Genomic DNA, 15,367 nt, shown 5'->3' on the forward strand with positions numbered 1-15,367 from the left:
TTGAGGCGAAAGTATTCTATGTTCAGCTTGCCGACGCTGCCTCTGCAACTTGGGCAACCTCTGGCCCATGATGTTTACGCTCCATGTACAGACTGAAGAGCAGTCCTAGCAAACCCAATCCGGCAATAACTGCTGCATATAAAGGCACGGAAATAAGACCCGTATGGGTAATTGCATACCCACCCAGGTAGGCACCACCTGCATTCCCCAGGTTAAATGCGGAGTGACTTGATGTTGTCGCCAGCAACGGCGCTTCGCGGGTCATATTCATGATTCGAATCTGCAATCCTGGCATAATACCAAAGGCCGCAACGCCCCAGAAGAATATCGTGATCACCGCGAGATATGGATTCTCTAGCGTAAGCGTAAGTGCAGCCAGAAGCACCGCCAGTACTCCAAAATTGACGATCAACGAAGGCATTAGCTTCCAATCCGCGAGACGGCCGCCAGCCATGTTACCCAACGTAACACCAAATCCGAAGAGCACCAGAATCCAGGTCACATTCTGCTCGGCAAAACCACTAATGTCCACAAGCATCGGCGTGATGTAAGTAAACACGGCAAACAGACTTCCACAGCCCATCGCGCCAACAAGCAGAACCAATAATACTTGGGGACGAACCAAATTCCGAAATTGCTGTGCCAGGTTCGCAGGTGCGCCTTGCGGGAGAACGGGAATGAAACGAATGATGCCAATCAACGAAATAATGCCCAAGATCGTAATTGCCCCAAAAGATGACCGCCATCCAAGCTGTTGCCCGATAAACGTACCAAACGGAACGCCAATGATGTTGGCAATCGTTAGCCCCGCGAGAACAACCGATACCGCTCCTGCCCTTCTCTCGGGCGCAACAAGCCGCGTTGCCATGATTGAACCTACACCAAGGAACGTACCATGGGCAAATGCCGTCAATATTCGTGCTGAGATTAACAACCCATAGGTGGGAGCAATGACAGACAATGCGTTTCCGATAATGAAAATACACATCAGCAGCACCAGCAGTTTTTTCTGCGGAATCTTGTGTGTAAATACGGTCAAAATCGGCGCACCTACCGCTACACCAAGCGCATATCCCGTAATGAGTTGTCCTGCCTGTGGAATACTTACATTCAAGTCTGTTGCCACATTGGGCAGCAGGCCCATAATAATAAATTCAGTCATACCAATCGCAAAAGCTCCAATCGTCAGACATAACAGGGACAATGGAAATGCCCCTCGTTTACCAGACTGCGAAGCCTCTAGTCCTGTTTTGTGTCCAGTCGTGCTCATAGATGTTCTCTTCTCCTGTCTCTTAATCAACGATTTTCTATCGCCTTCAACCACAAGGCTTCTGTTAGTTGTTCGAACGTTTCACGCATAGCCAGCTTGTCCCGCCAGTGTACCGGTATACCACTCAGTCCATAATAAGCACCTGCAATCTGCCCATACACCGCACCCGTAGTATCCGCATCATCACCCAGATTAACAGCCAACAAAGCACCTTCTTCAAAGCTAGCCGACTTATGGAATGCCCATAATGCTGCTTCGAGTGAACGAACCACATAACCACTGCCCTTAATTTCGGGCGGTTCTTTGCTCTGATAGGAACCCCTAACCACCTCTTCAATGGCGGGTGAAAAAGAAGCCTCCTCCCTCCACTGTCGGCAGGTCTCCGGCATCAGCATGACGTTTTTGTCCGCTCCGTGCAGACCAGCAACAAGTATGGCAGCCAGCACTTCACATGCCTCCACGCTTTCCGTTGCAGCATGTGTTGTACGAGAGCTCAGCCCGGCATAGCGGATCGCCTCGTTCGGTTGATTGCCATAAGCCATCGCGATCGGTGCAAGCCTCATAATAGAGCCATTGCCCGCCGTCATCGGGTCAGTTGATCCACTGTAGGCTTCTCCAGTGATCTCAAACCTCTCCAAGGCACTTCGCGTGGCCCCACCGATATCGAAGCAATCGCCTGTACTGCTCATGTACCCGACCTTGTACCAATTCGTGTATCTGCGCATCTGATCCGCAGGATCAAAGTCTGCCTTGCGCACCAAACTTTCTGCCAGACATAGAGCCATGGAGGTATCATCTGTCCACTGTCCTGCTTCTAGCCCGAATACGCCGCCTCCCAGCATATCCGTCACAGGTTCAAATGTGCCCGGACTGCTGAATTCCACGGTAGTTCCGAGCGCATCACCCACTGCAAGCCCAATGAAGCAGCCATTGAAACGGTCTCTTTGCAGCATGCTTGTCTTCCTCCCTTAGTCCATATACTTTCAGAATCTTTCTTCCATTCTCCCACAGGGCCTGATCTGGCGTAAAGCTAATAAAATCCAATCAATAAAGCTCCATTTCTTCTATTATAAAAGTGTCGAAAGCTGTTGAACGGCCAGATCCTCACATTTTCATAAAAAAAGTTTTATTTTTTTGAGCTGTAAAAACAGTTTATTCAGTACACCGCTTACATGCAAAAGGGTTAACGGTTTGCAACGTTCATTCTTTTCTGAAAACAAGTCATACATGTGAAAATTTTCAATGTAAACAATCATGACGTACTTGACCCCTAAGTTTGTCCTATGTTACGGTTTTATTAGCTTCAAAAGCATATTTTTTCCCAAATTAATATTCATTAACGATAAAATGTGTCAGATAACATTCCGCAGGTTAATGAATATACAGAAATAAATTTGCAGAAAATTTTCATTTCATTCCCAAACTAATTCTGAAACAGGAGGAACAAATTTATGATTAAGGCACTGGTATTTGATTTCGACGGAACGATTATTGATACAGAGACAGCATGGTATATTGCTTTTCGTGATGCCTACAAGGAACACGGCGTAGATCTAACCCTGGAGATGTACTCACAATGCATCGGGACCAGTCTGAAAACATTTAATCCGTATGAGTACCTCATCACAGATTTGAATCTTCCGATCGATCGGGAAGCGTTCAGGGAGTCCGTTCAGTTGCAGCACGCTGCATTGATGAACAAAGAGAAGGTGCGTCCTGGTATTCAGGAGTATCTTGAGCAGGCACGTGAAGCCGGTTTGAAACTCGCTGTAGCATCCAGCTCCAAACGGGAGTGGGTTGAACAGCATTTGGAACAACTGAAACTGAAAGATTATTTTGAAGTCATTCGTACAGCAGATGATGTGGCGAATGTGAAGCCAGACCCGGAACTCTACAATCAAGCGCTTGAAGCCCTTGGAGTAACTGCAGACGAAGCCGTAGCGATTGAGGATTCACCTAACGGCGCGCGTGCAGCTGCTGCGGCTGGTATGCACTGCGTAGTCATCTCGAATACCATCACTGGAACACTGGAATTCGATATGCCTCACCAACGGCTATCTTGCTTGACTGACCTTGCATTTAACGATTTGATTTCGAAGCCACTCGTCACTACCGTCTAAGGTCTGCACGAATTTCGCGATTCAATCCTTAAAGGGGGAGTTCACACATGAAAGCTGTACATTTTGGTGCGGGCAATATAGGCCGCGGTTTTATCGGTCATATGTTGTCCGCTTCCGACTACGAAGTCTGCTTTGTCGCACGTAACCCGAAGAAAATCTCCATGCTTCAACAAAGACAGGAATACCCGATTACACTTGCCAATAGCGAACAGGATACAACGATTGTCAACAACGTGACAGCGATCAACGTAAATGAGCAGAATCTGGTTGCTGAAGAGATCGCTTCAGCCGATCTGATCACAACCGCCGTGGGTGTATCTGCACTTGGAGATATTGCGGAGCCTATCGCCAAAGGCATTCAACTTCGCATGAAAAACAATAATCAGGCGCAACTGCATATCATCGCTTGCGAGAATGCCATCGGTGGCAGCACCCGGCTGAAGAAACGCATCTATCCATTCCTGGATGAACAGACTCGCAATAAAGCCGAACGTTATGTTTCTTTCCCCAATGCAGCTGTGGATCGGATTGTTCCGGCCCAAAACCACAAAGACCCGTTGCAGGTCACTGTTGAACCTTTTTACGAATGGGTCGTTCATCGTCCAGCACTTCTGGATGGATTCAAGAAAATAAACGGCGTCCACTATGTGGATTCGCTTGAACCTTATATCGAGCGTAAAATGTTTACGGTCAATACAGGCCACTGTGTCGCTGCATACTTCGGCTATCTCGAAGGATTCAAGACGATTCGCCAGGTGATGAGTAACTCCACCCTTCGGGCCAAGGTACGCCATGTTATGGAAGAGACGGGTCAGATGCTCATCCAGAAGCATGGATTCAACGCACAGAAGCATAACAAATATATTGACACCATACTGGAGCGCTTCGCCAATCCCAACCTGACGGATCAGGTCACCCGGGTCGGACGTTCCCCCCTTCGCAAGCTTTCGCCTCATGATCGGCTTGTTCGCCCAGCGCTGCAGGCCATTGAATTCGGAATTGAAATTCCTCATTTAACTTCTGCTATGGCGGCCGCAATGTTGTTCAATGACAAGCGCGACGAGGAAGCCATGCAGCTACAACACATGATTCACGAAGATGGCGTGTCCGCCTTCATCCGTGAACGCATGGGAATTCCCGACGAACATCCCGTTCATCAGAATGTAATCGCCAACTATCAGGAACTCAGAGGGCGTAAGGAATCGACTATACTAACCTGATTATGCCAATCATTCCTATTCAGGTTATTGGTTTGATCCCGCAAACTGAATATAGACACGGTGAAGAAGCCGGAAGGAACCTATGCATGGGCATCGTTTCTTCCGGCTTCTTGTCTTCACATGGCACAGTACACTCTATATTGTAGTATAGCTAATAAAACAGCGCTCTCCTCTCTCAAGGAAATACGCTGTTTAGGGAATCTTTTTAATTTACATAGTCGTTCGGCTAGCTAAACTGTGGAACCCATCCATTCTCTACTCATTCATGATGGAGTTAAGGGATGCATATGCCATGGGCAGGAAACCTTCAGACGGTTCACCAATCGGTGCATGAATATGGAAAACGAAACCATTACCGTCCAGTTCTTTCACAATAAAGTACTCTGTTTTCTTATCATTCTGGGACATCATGTACAATTTTGCGTCCTTCATCGGCCCATTACTGAGTTGTTCAGCCGTCAATTGCTTCACTTCTCCGGTCTCGGACAACTCTTCCTTGGCATCCATCTTCAGCACATCCAGATTGTAATCCGCCGGCAGTTTCTCAATCTCTACCTCATAATCCGGATCAATCTTCATGGTTAATTCATGGTCTTCCGCGTCAAAAGCCATCGGTTCAAACACATAAAGCGAATAACCTTTCGCTTGTGCCAATGTCACTGGTCGCTTCTCGGTCATACCTTCTACCGTCACTTCCAGCTCTGCTGTCTTCGGACGATCTGACGTTACAGTACCACCTGCATTGGAACCGTTATTGTTATCACTCGATTCCATCTTAGCAATCTCTGTAAGTACCAACTGTTTTGTTGTTGCATCAATCGTTTTCTCTACATATTTGAAACGAACGGAATCTTCGTCATCGATATCATCCAGAGACTTCTGCAGATCTTCGCTCACCTGGAATGACATTGGCTCCTCATTCACTCGAATCTCAACGGTATGCGGATCAGCCCAGCCGGTCAGAATACCTTCCGCTTCTATTACAGCACTTTCATTCGGTTGTTGCTCCGGTGCTGGTGACTGTTCTTCCGTATTATTCACCGGTGGCTGTGCAGCAGGATTACTGTTCCCACAGGCCACAAGCGAGAATCCCATAAGTAAAACCAGGAATGATGCACTGACTTTCATTGTATTTCCTTTTCGCATATGAACACCTCCGTTAGCTTATACGCAATGATGCTTGTCCATGTTGCTTCTCATCCATTGGCTTGGCTGTATACTAGTACTTACACGGGAGAAAGGCAGCTCAATCATGCAAAATATTTGAACGATTATTGGGGTCCCCAACCTAACTGGCCTGATCCATCTGTACCAGTTTGGCATTGGCTACGTTAAATGCTTTGGTCTGAAGGTTAAATTGCTTGCGGAATTCAGCAAGCTTCGCATATTCGCTATTCCGTACCCGAATGGCTCGTTTGATCTTAACCAGATTAGGTTCAGCATTTTCTCTCATCAGATCATACAACTGCTCATCAGCACTCAGACTCAGCTGATACGAAGCAACAAAATTCTCCAATGCGCGTGCTCTTGCTTCATATTGATCCAGGACCTTCTCAGCCTGTGCCAACGTTTCATTGTTTTCAAATGATAGTTCTTTCAATGAACTGCGCAGGGCTACCGTCTTCTCGTTGGTCTGTTTCATGGCCCCTTCCGCCTGTTCCAACAACGTTCTTCGTTCATGAATATGATCTGCCGCCTGATCCAGCAGTGCTTCGAGATCACTGTTTTTGTTCTTGCCTTTGTCTAAAATAGACTTGTATAACTTCATATCTTCCTGCTCATGACTGGTCAGATTGTTCAAACTCTGATCAATCTTCTGACCGCTGAGCACCAATTGGTTTACCTGATTTGCCGCAGGCTCCTGCGGATCTCCACAACCACTCACCAGCAAAATTAGCAATACACTAACTGCTGCGAGCGCCACTTTTTTACTCGTTAGCACCCAAGCCCTTCCTCTCTTACATCATCTTGTTGTTATACTACAAGCGTGTATCTCCGCTAAAATTGGCTACCCAGTGTGCATCCGGATCGTATACTTCGAACTCGTAACCCCGATCTTCGAGTAACTTCAGAATACGTGGTAAAGCCTGAACCGTCTGCTCGCGCTCATGCATCAGAATCACTTCCTTATCCCGATGTACACTTTTGCTCACCCGGGCCACAATCTTGTCTGGCTGACCGGGAAGATTCCAATCGAGTGAATCTGTCGTCCAGTCCCACATTTTGAACCCGGCCGCAGCAATATCACCTCTGAACGTCTCACCGATCTGTGGACTGCTGCCATAAGGTGCACGAATCAGATGAGGTGTAAAACCAATCAGGTCTTGCACCATCTTCTGCTCTTTTTTGAACTCTTTCACAAAGTTTGCAGAACTGCCGCTCTTATACAGCTTTTTGTAGTTATGCGTCATGCTATGAAGTCCAGGATAACTGCCTTCCTTCAACAGCCGTTTCACTGCATCTGGATGCTGATTCAGCTGTCGTCCGATCATGAAAAAGGTAGCCTTCGCTTCGTGTTGCTTCAAAATATCCAGCAGTTGTTCCGTATACTCCGTCGGGCCATCATCAAACGTTATGTATGCCAATTTGCGAACCTGGCCCTGGAACCGTACCGGCTCCTCTTTCGCATCCGGAGTAACTTGTATCATGCCAAGCTTGGCGGGCTGTTCGATTACAGTCATTGGAGGCGGCGCCACAACGCTTTTGATCCAATGCGTCATGCCAAGGAATATATATGTTATACCGGTAACGAACAATACCAGTAGCATTAGAGCTATACTAATCCTTCCATACCGGATTTTTCTTCGTTTATGTGTTTTCGTGCGACTTGTGCTGGGCGGAATACTTCCACGTTCTCCCGCTCTCTCTTGTTGGACTCTCACTGTCATGCCACTTCCTTACTTTCATTTTTTCCCGATTATTGGTATATTATCTCGTTTCATGTCTCTATATAGAAGATTAATAGAAAAGTGGATCGGGAGAATGACAGAATAGTTACAAGCCCGGTTACAATCTACTTATCTCTTTGTTCTCTTTATCTTTCCTGCGGTTACCTTCTCCTGTATAATGAAGTGATTTACGCCATCAGACTTCAAGAAGGAGCTACACCCATGACAAGCTTGAACCGTGCCGGCAGATCCATCTATCTGTTATTCTTTGTCGGCATTATCGCTATTTCTTTCTCTTCGATCTTTGTACGCTGGTCTACCGCCGATGTTGCGGTCATTGCTATGTACCGCCTATTTCTGACCAACCTGCTGATGCTCCCTTTTGTCTGGAAATATAGACATGAGATGATGCGTCTGAATGCACGACAGTGGGGCTTGCTGCTTGCATCCGGTGTGATGCTCGCCCTGCACTTTCTACTATGGATGGGTTCGCTTAGGCTCACCAGTGTTGCCAGTTCCACAGTCATTCTCGCACTGGAGCCTATACTGATTCTTGCAGGTTCGGTATGGCTGTTCAAAGCCAAAATTAACCGCATGATGATTATCGGCATGGGCATCGCCCTGCTTGGCTCAATTGTCATTGGTGCAGGAGATTTCCAGTTGGCAGGTACTGCCCTGCAAGGTGATATCCTGTCTTTACTTGGCACAATTGCAGTCGCTGTTCATATGCTGCTGGGTCAATTTTTGCGAGCGGGACTTAGTGCATTTTCGTATAACTTCTGGGTATTCTTCGTGGCTGCTTGTACGCTGGCGGTATATAATCTGATTATGGGCCACCCATTCGGGGGTTACGCTGCGTCAGAGTGGGGAATCTTCTTGCTGCTCGCCATTGTACCAACGATCTTCGGACATTATCTCTTCAACTGGCTGCTTCAATATATGAATGCCACGACCGTATCCATGGGCGTACTTGGGGAACCCGTATTCTCTTCATTACTGGCCTGGATGCTGCTCGGCGAATCGCTCAGTGCTGTACAGATGTCTGCCGGGGTCGTCATCATATTCGGGGTATGGATCTTCATTCGATATGGCAAAACCAAACCTCAACCCATTCCTGCCGATGCTCCTATCGCTGGCAAAGGGCCTGTTGAACCTACTACGGTATAACGTATTTTTTCGTAATGCATAGTTATAAACGACTCTACCACTCTCCTAAGGCGGTGTATTTTGATGAAAAATATTGTATCCATGCGCTGGCTGCTCGCCAGAATGTATGAACCGGATGTGGTCATTGCCGATTGCCGATTCTTGCTCGGTCAGCCGGAGGCCGGAAGACAAGCTTATGAAGCTGGACATATTCCAGGAGCTGTCTATCTCGATTTGGAAAAAGACCTGTCTTCTCCTGTCTCTGCGCACGGAGGACGTCACCCGCTCCCTGATCCGGATATGCTCGCAAATCGTCTCGCCAAAGCGGGCATTGGCTCCAATAGTCGAATCGTTGCTTATGATGATCAAGGCGGGATGAATGCTTCACGGTTATGGTGGCTGCTTCGCTATATCGGTCATGAACAGGTGTATATCATGGACGAAGGTTTCTCTGCTTGGCAAAATGCCAAGTTCCCGGTGACCCAGGATGTGCCCGTGCAGATCCCGTCTTCCTTTGAGGTGAACCTACAGCCGCAGATGCTGGCAAGTGTGCAAGATGTGCAACAAGCCTCGGTAACTGGCAGCGCTGTGTTGATCGACTCCCGCGATACCCGCCGTTATGCGGGTCTGGAGGAACCCATTGATGCCAAAGCCGGACATATACCGGGTGCGTTGAACTACTTTTGGAAAGATGTGTTGGATTGGGATGGACGTTGGACAGGTACTGAGGTGTTAGAAGAACGTTTCAGTAAGCTGGACAAGGATGGTGCAATTATCGTGTACTGCGGTTCTGGCGTCTCGGCTTGCCCGAATGTGATTGCTCTGGAGGAAGCGGGATTCTCGAATGTAAGATTGTATTCCGGAAGTTGGAGCGATTGGATTAGCTATGAGGGGAATCCTGTGGCTATAGGTAATGCGGAAGAGCACCAAGACATATAGAAGTGTATCGACATTGAGTACATCGCCGGGGCAGATAAGCCACCTGGCGATGTATTTTTCTATGTTTGGATTTATGATAACAGAAAAAACCGTGATGGACGTCCGTCCACCACGATTGAATATGAAATCTATTATTGCTTTTTACTTAAAGATACATTTGCTGTTAACGTCTTGTCGATCGTCGTCCAGTTTACATAAGCACCCAGTATTTCATTAATAACAGAAACCGGAACTACAGTTTCGCCATTTAAAAGCTTAGGTACTTTACTATTGAACACCAGTTTATCGTTGATTGAATACACATCTGAACCAATTTGAGCACTTATATTTTTCGTGCCTAATTTGATTTGCGTGGTACGCGTCTTATGATCCCATTCTACTGTGCCGCCCAATAGCTCCGAAATGGTTCGAATCGGTACATAGAACTCTTCGTTATGAACAACCGGTTTGATTGTCGTACCCCCTACATTCATGGCAACGTCAACATATTCAAGGAAATCGGTCTTTCGAATGAGTCCATGAACCCCTTTGGTTCGGTCCACGACCTGAGATACTTCGTAATCCGTTGCGGCCGATAGGTACGCATAAGCTACACTTCTATCCATATCAAGCTTATCGGATAAGAATTGAATCGATTCACGTACTGATTCTTTCATTGCTTCATCCAAATCAGGGTCCAGACCAATGGGAATCCAATAATCCTCTGTTTCAGCAAAGGGTTGCGTGAATTCTCCGCTGTGTGGCAGTGATGGATCACCTTTCTTTAACACCGTTAACCGAACTGTGCCCCTTAAGGAAGCTTCCAATGCAGTTAACGCTACTTCTCCATCTCCTTGCGCAAAGTGCGGATCACCAGTATAAAATAACCCGCCTTTAACTTGAATTGGATAATAAATAGTTGCACCAACACCCAACTCATTAATATCCATATTCCCTCCTGTTTCGATCGGCGGGATCGAACTCACAACCTCGCTGGTATTTGGCGCAACCCCCATCACACCTAGAAACGGGTTAATTGGGAAACGTACATTTTTGCCGGCTTTTGTTGGTAATACCCCATACCAATTGCCGTTGATTTCTTCTATAGGTGTAAATATAGATACATTATTATATAATTCCGGTTTTGTTGCGCTAGCTCCCTCTTGTGGGCCTGTATTTTCTGGAAATTCGTTAGGGAGGGCCCCTTTCCCATGGCGGTTAGAAATGACACCATAGGGAACTCGCGTTTGCAACGAAAGGACTTCTACTTTAAGAACATCTCCCGGCTCTGCTCCCTCAACCGCTACTGGCCCAGTGATAATATGAGGTCCGTCTTTTACAAAATCATGCTTAATCTCAGAAGCTGTAATTGCCTTCGCATCATCCAACACGCCATCGGATGAGATACCAAATTTGCCGAAGTACTCCACTGGATTTCTCCCTTGATCCTCCATCAGTCCCTCATGCGATACCGTGTCAAATGTTACCGCACTTCCTGATGGTACAGTGAGAATCGGAGAGCTGTCTCGATTAGGCAGTGATCCCCAGCGAATGTTCTCAATCGCAGACGTTACATAATAATCACCTTCTACCTTATCCAAGGTTGTTGGTTGCAGCGGCATACCAAAGCCCAATGAAGGTAGAGCAAATGTAAACATACCTATAATCCCTAGTGAAACCCCAAATCTTCTAATGGTTCGGTTAATAAACATAACGTTCCCCCTTTATACTATGTAACATTACCTAACATAAATACACACTAACATATAAATACATTTACAACAATATTTTTTTGTCAGTAAAAGTAACATAATAGGGCTTGATTTCAAGATTAATCTTATAACCATAAATAAAAATGTCAATATACCTATCATACATAAGTTACGGAAAACTTAAATACATTTTAGTAAACGTGAGGATCCTCCTTCAGAGATTTGAACAAACGAAATTAAGTTGCAGAAAAATGATGTATTTCTTGCATGTGTATGATCCCGCAGTAGGAATACTACTGCACTCCGGTTAAGGCATAAACACCTGTCCACACGTGATTGCGTTGGAAGAAGCGGGATATCCGAATGTGAAGTTGTATTCCAGAAGCTGGAGCGAATGGAGTAGTTATGAGGAGAATCCGGTGGCTACGGGGGAAAATAAAGACGAAGAACCCGCGTCTGTCGCGGGCTTCTTTCTGCTTTAATTATATCCATGCATTTCAGGAGCTTACCTCTCCGACTTCTGTAACGTTTAGATTCAGCTTATGTTTTCGGCATATTTCGTAAAAATCTTTTGAAACAATGGGTTTGAAGATATTGATATAATCCAGCATAAAAAATTCATGCTCGCCAATTCGCTCTTCATGAAAGCAGATTCGAGATACAACTTTGACGACCTTACGTGGAGGCTGTTCTACAGATGCAGCAATGACTGCTTTGCGCCCATATTCCGAATGTTCATAATCGAAAACATCCAAACGATCAAACCGATGTGCAGTCCAATAGGTTTTTTCAACCGAACGACCGTCGTGGTAACACAACGTTGTCGGAATAAACTGGATGTTTGTTTGCTTTTCCTCCAACAGTATTTTGAAACGATCTGATACGTGTCTTGTGCCTGTGATCGTCTCAAAATAATCTACATTCAGGTTGCGCACCGAGGACAGTAACTCAACCTCTGCGGTTGTCCCCTCTGGCAACGGATTCTCTATCGCCACATAATTCATATCTAATTGGGGAGTGAAAATCGTTCCACCACTAATAAACCCTCTACGTGGATATTGAGATTCTAGAAAATAATAGTTCAAAGAGTGATGTATCCTTTCCGGATGAAGTGCCTCTCAATCTTTACGGTTGTCTACTCGTGCGTGAAGTAATGCTCTAAACGGGATTTTGTTGCTGGATGAGGCATATAAATCATGATTCGCTGATCTGGTTCATTGGGAAATTGAAGGGTAACATGCTCAAATTCAACAACTCCAAAAGTGGGGTGCACAAGCCTCTTGTAGCCGTCAAGGGAACCTGGCACTTCATGATACTGCCACATCCTCGTAAAATCAGCACTTGTCCTCTTCAAATCTTCGATTAACTTGTCGAATGAATCATCGTTAAGATAGCGTGCTCTTGACGTTCTAAACTCGGCAATCATTCTCTGTGAGACACTCTCCCAATCCTCCGATGCCTCTTTCCACACAGGATCCGTAAATTGGCGCCAGATCAAATTATAATCATGCGGAGGTGATACCCTATTAATCGTAAATACATCATCTGCCGCTTTATTCCAAGCAAGAAAATCCCACTTTTTCCCGATGACATAAGCCGGATTAGGATTCAATTCATTCATCATGTCCTGAATGGATGAGTTGATTTTCTCTTCCCTTATAGTCGATTGAGGAGGCAGTGATTCTCCAGCAAGCAGAAAGAGATGTCTGCGCTCATTGGGTGTCAGCTTGAGCGCCGAAGCCAAGCTTTCCAGTACACCTACCGATGGGCGGATATCACGACCTTGCTCAAGGCGTGTATACCATGAAAGTCCTATGTTCGCGATCCCGGCGACTTCCTCTCGCCGCAAACCTCGTGTGCGACGACGATTCCCAGGCAAAAGGCCGACATCAAGGGGAGATAGAGAGGAGCGTAAATCTCTTAAGAAATTGCCTAGCGCTAAACGGCGCTCACTGTCGTTCAAGTAAAAGCTCCCCCTTATCCTATCACTTGCAAACCCACCATCAAGCAGGTTCTCGTGACCATTAATAGTCAAAGTATACTTAAGCCAGTTGATGAGATCAACAATTCCAGGCAAGGAGAATGAATATGACAACCATTGCAGGACAAATGTTGGCGGGCAAGGTAGTGATGATTACAGGTGCGGGGCGAGGCATTGGAGCTGAGGCAGCAAGGCTGTTTGTACAACAAGGAGCTTCTGTGATGCTCGTCGCAAGAACAGAGTCTGAGTTGCGTAAAGTCAGGGATGAAATTGTAAAGTCGGGCGGAGATGCTGCATATTTTACAGCTGATCTGTCAGATGTAAGCAATGTTGAAGAAGCTGTCAAGGCTACAGTGGAACGATATGGCCGTCTGGATGCTGCTTTTAATAACGCAGGCATCGGAGTCACGGTATCATCGCTGGTGGATGAAAGAGAAGAAGACTTCGACCTGATTCAGTCCGTAAATTATAAAGGAGTCTGGCTGTGCATGAAAGCCCAGATTAAAGCTATGATGGAGACTTCAGGGTCAGGGTCTATTGTTAATACCAGCAGCGTGGGCAGTCTGAAGGGGAATCCCGGGCTGGGGGCGTACGGGGCATCTAAACGAGCGGTAAACAGTCTGACTCAAACGGCTGCAGTCGAATATGGGCCAGCGGGTATCCGTGTTAATGCCATTGCTCCGGGAACCACAATGACGGATATGATTCAGCAATGGGTTTCTATTAACCCTGACATTGTTGAACAAATTAGTGCTAAGACACCTCTTCGACGTCCAGCTGAACCTGTTGAGATCGCTAACGCAGCCGCTTGGTTGCTTAGTGATTATTCATCTTTCGTTACCGGGGTCGTTTTGCCTGTAGATGGTGGACTTAGTGTATAGAATCGGTGGCTACATTCGAAGTGTCTAAGTTGATGTCAATACAATGTTAACTTGCATGCAAAATGCAAATTAGGGGCCGGGTTACTCATGAACATGAGTACCCTGCCCCTTACTTTAATATACATATGAATATACAGACCTTAATCAACACTTTAACAGATCGAAAAGAAACAGTCTATATTTTTGGAAGAATATTCTATATATTTAGGTTGCTGGCCGGCAAACTACAGATGAAACGGAGCATAAATCAATGATGTCCAACAACCATCTTACTCGTGAAGAATTACAGGATTATGTGTACAATGTATTTGGTGCCAGTTACCATATAACGCAGAGCGAAAGAATTCATGGTGGCGCACAAAAAGTCATTTACAAAATTGACTTCAAGAATGGTTTTACTTGTATGCTGTACGTTTGGGATATTTCCAGCAATTATTTTCAGGAAGAAATATTGAATGAAGCCACTTTCCATAGTTCCTATGGCAGCGAAATTTTCTCTTTAAACACTCGCTTTCTCGCTCAACATGGAATTCGAACACCAACCTTATATGATCTGAATAACGATAGAGACCAGTACGCTTATGATTTTGCTCTTGTTGAGTATGTGGATGGACAGAAGGCCGAAGCCTATTTCCAGCATAAAAATCACATAGATCGGAATGAGTTGTTTCAACGGATCAAGAATATGTTGTCTCATATGCATAACATCCAAAGAAATGTTTATGGTAATGCCAACGATAACAGAAAAAAGGCCGAACCTTGCTACAAAGTTCAGCGGTTGGATGCCGAAACAGCCTTATCCTATGCATCCAAGCACATGACAGATATAAGGAAAAATGACGAAAGGCTGCTTGAGAAACTTTACGAATTGGAAGCAGCCATTCAACCGAGAGATCTCTATAGTTTCATTCATGGAGAGCTAGGTCCGGATCATATATGGATAGATCATGCGATGCAACCATGCCTTATTGATATTGATGGCGCAGGATTTTTCGATCTCGAACATGAGCATAGCTTTCTGGAGTTTCGATTCGGAAACTTTTATCATTACTTGAAAAGTAACGATCTCGACCCGGAGCGGATGACATTTTATCGATTCTGCCATCATTTGTCCCTGATATCAGGAGGATTGAAACTGCTTCACAGACAATTCCCCGATCAGCAATTCGCTATAGGTCTCGCGAAGTATCATGCCAGATGCGCAGTTCAGATGCTTATGTGATAAGAACCA

The 15,367-nt window shown here is 45.8% G+C and carries 14 protein-coding genes; 6 read left to right on the plus strand and 8 right to left on the minus strand.

Annotation, left to right across the window (positions count from 1 at the left end; translation table 11 throughout):
• Positions 1–22: 22 nt before the first annotated feature.
• Positions 23–1,270 (minus strand): MFS transporter, encoded by a 1,248-nt coding sequence (locus tag AB4111_RS17270; protein ID WP_442032499.1) that lies wholly within the window; start codon positions 1,268–1,270, stop codon positions 23–25.
• Between the two features lie 26 nt (positions 1,271–1,296).
• A complete protein-coding gene (locus AB4111_RS17275; RefSeq protein ID WP_442032500.1) occupies positions 1,297–2,223 on the minus strand; it encodes an ADP-ribosylglycohydrolase family protein in 927 nt (308 codons plus the stop codon).
• A 498-nt stretch (positions 2,224–2,721) separates the two neighbouring features.
• Here AB4111_RS17275 and AB4111_RS17280 point away from each other — a divergent pair, with 498 nt between their 5' ends.
• Together AB4111_RS17280 and AB4111_RS17285 are read left to right on the plus strand one after the other, a co-directional pair.
• A complete protein-coding gene (locus tag AB4111_RS17280; protein WP_253439552.1) occupies positions 2,722–3,390 on the plus strand; it encodes an HAD family hydrolase in 669 nt (222 codons plus the stop codon).
• Positions 3,391–3,437: 47 nt separating this feature from the next.
• Positions 3,438–4,610 (plus strand): mannitol-1-phosphate 5-dehydrogenase, encoded by a 1,173-nt coding sequence (locus tag AB4111_RS17285; protein ID WP_442032501.1) that lies wholly within the window; start codon positions 3,438–3,440, stop codon positions 4,608–4,610.
• 255 nt (positions 4,611–4,865) lie between these two features.
• On the opposite strand, the gene AB4111_RS17290 is transcribed toward AB4111_RS17285, so the two are convergent.
• The 3 genes from AB4111_RS17290 to AB4111_RS17300 all read right to left on the minus strand — a co-directional run bounded on the left by AB4111_RS17290 (position 4,866) and on the right by AB4111_RS17300 (position 7,498).
• Complete coding sequence (locus AB4111_RS17290) at positions 4,866–5,756, minus strand: hypothetical protein (protein ID WP_442032502.1); 891 nt, start codon at positions 5,754–5,756, stop codon at positions 4,866–4,868.
• Between the two features lie 142 nt (positions 5,757–5,898).
• Positions 5,899–6,552: a YkyA family protein gene (locus AB4111_RS17295; protein ID WP_442032503.1), complete on the minus strand. Its 654-nt coding sequence runs from the start codon at positions 6,550–6,552 to the stop codon at positions 5,899–5,901.
• 37 nt (positions 6,553–6,589) lie between these two features.
• Positions 6,590–7,498 carry a polysaccharide deacetylase family protein gene (locus AB4111_RS17300; protein WP_442032504.1) on the minus strand — a complete coding sequence of 303 codons (909 nt, stop codon included), beginning with the start codon at positions 7,496–7,498 and terminating at the stop codon, positions 6,590–6,592.
• 222 nt (positions 7,499–7,720) lie between these two features.
• Here AB4111_RS17300 and AB4111_RS17305 point away from each other — a divergent pair, with 222 nt between their 5' ends.
• On the plus strand, positions 7,721–8,665 hold the full coding sequence (locus AB4111_RS17305) for a DMT family transporter (protein ID WP_442032505.1): 945 nt from the start codon (positions 7,721–7,723) through the stop codon (positions 8,663–8,665).
• 63 nt (positions 8,666–8,728) lie between these two features.
• On the plus strand, positions 8,729–9,583 hold the full coding sequence (locus tag AB4111_RS17310) for a sulfurtransferase (RefSeq protein ID WP_442032506.1): 855 nt from the start codon (positions 8,729–8,731) through the stop codon (positions 9,581–9,583).
• A 131-nt stretch (positions 9,584–9,714) separates the two neighbouring features.
• Here the strand turns inward: AB4111_RS17310 and AB4111_RS17315 are convergent, their stop codons facing one another.
• The 3 genes from AB4111_RS17315 to AB4111_RS17325 form a co-directional block, all read right to left on the minus strand.
• On the minus strand, positions 9,715–11,274 hold the full coding sequence (locus tag AB4111_RS17315; RefSeq protein WP_442032507.1) for an acetamidase/formamidase family protein: 1,560 nt from the start codon (positions 11,272–11,274) through the stop codon (positions 9,715–9,717).
• A 497-nt stretch (positions 11,275–11,771) separates the two neighbouring features.
• A complete protein-coding gene (locus tag AB4111_RS17320) occupies positions 11,772–12,359 on the minus strand; it encodes an imm11 family protein (protein ID WP_442032508.1) in 588 nt (195 codons plus the stop codon).
• Between the two features lie 50 nt (positions 12,360–12,409).
• Positions 12,410–13,237 (minus strand): helix-turn-helix transcriptional regulator, encoded by an 828-nt coding sequence (locus tag AB4111_RS17325; protein WP_442032509.1) that lies wholly within the window; start codon positions 13,235–13,237, stop codon positions 12,410–12,412.
• Positions 13,238–13,362: 125 nt separating this feature from the next.
• On the opposite strand from AB4111_RS17325, the gene AB4111_RS17330 reads away from it, so the two are divergent.
• Together AB4111_RS17330 and AB4111_RS17335 are read left to right on the plus strand one after the other, a co-directional pair.
• A complete protein-coding gene (locus AB4111_RS17330; RefSeq protein WP_442032510.1) occupies positions 13,363–14,136 on the plus strand; it encodes an SDR family NAD(P)-dependent oxidoreductase in 774 nt (257 codons plus the stop codon).
• Positions 14,137–14,386: 250 nt separating this feature from the next.
• Positions 14,387–15,358, plus strand: a complete 972-nt coding sequence (locus tag AB4111_RS17335) for a phosphotransferase (RefSeq protein ID WP_442032511.1) — start codon at positions 14,387–14,389, stop codon at positions 15,356–15,358.
• Positions 15,359–15,367 lie beyond the last annotated feature (9 nt).

This window comes from Paenibacillus sp. 2KB_22 (genome assembly GCF_052115745.1).
Lineage (GTDB): Bacteria > Bacillota > Bacilli > Paenibacillales > Paenibacillaceae > Paenibacillus.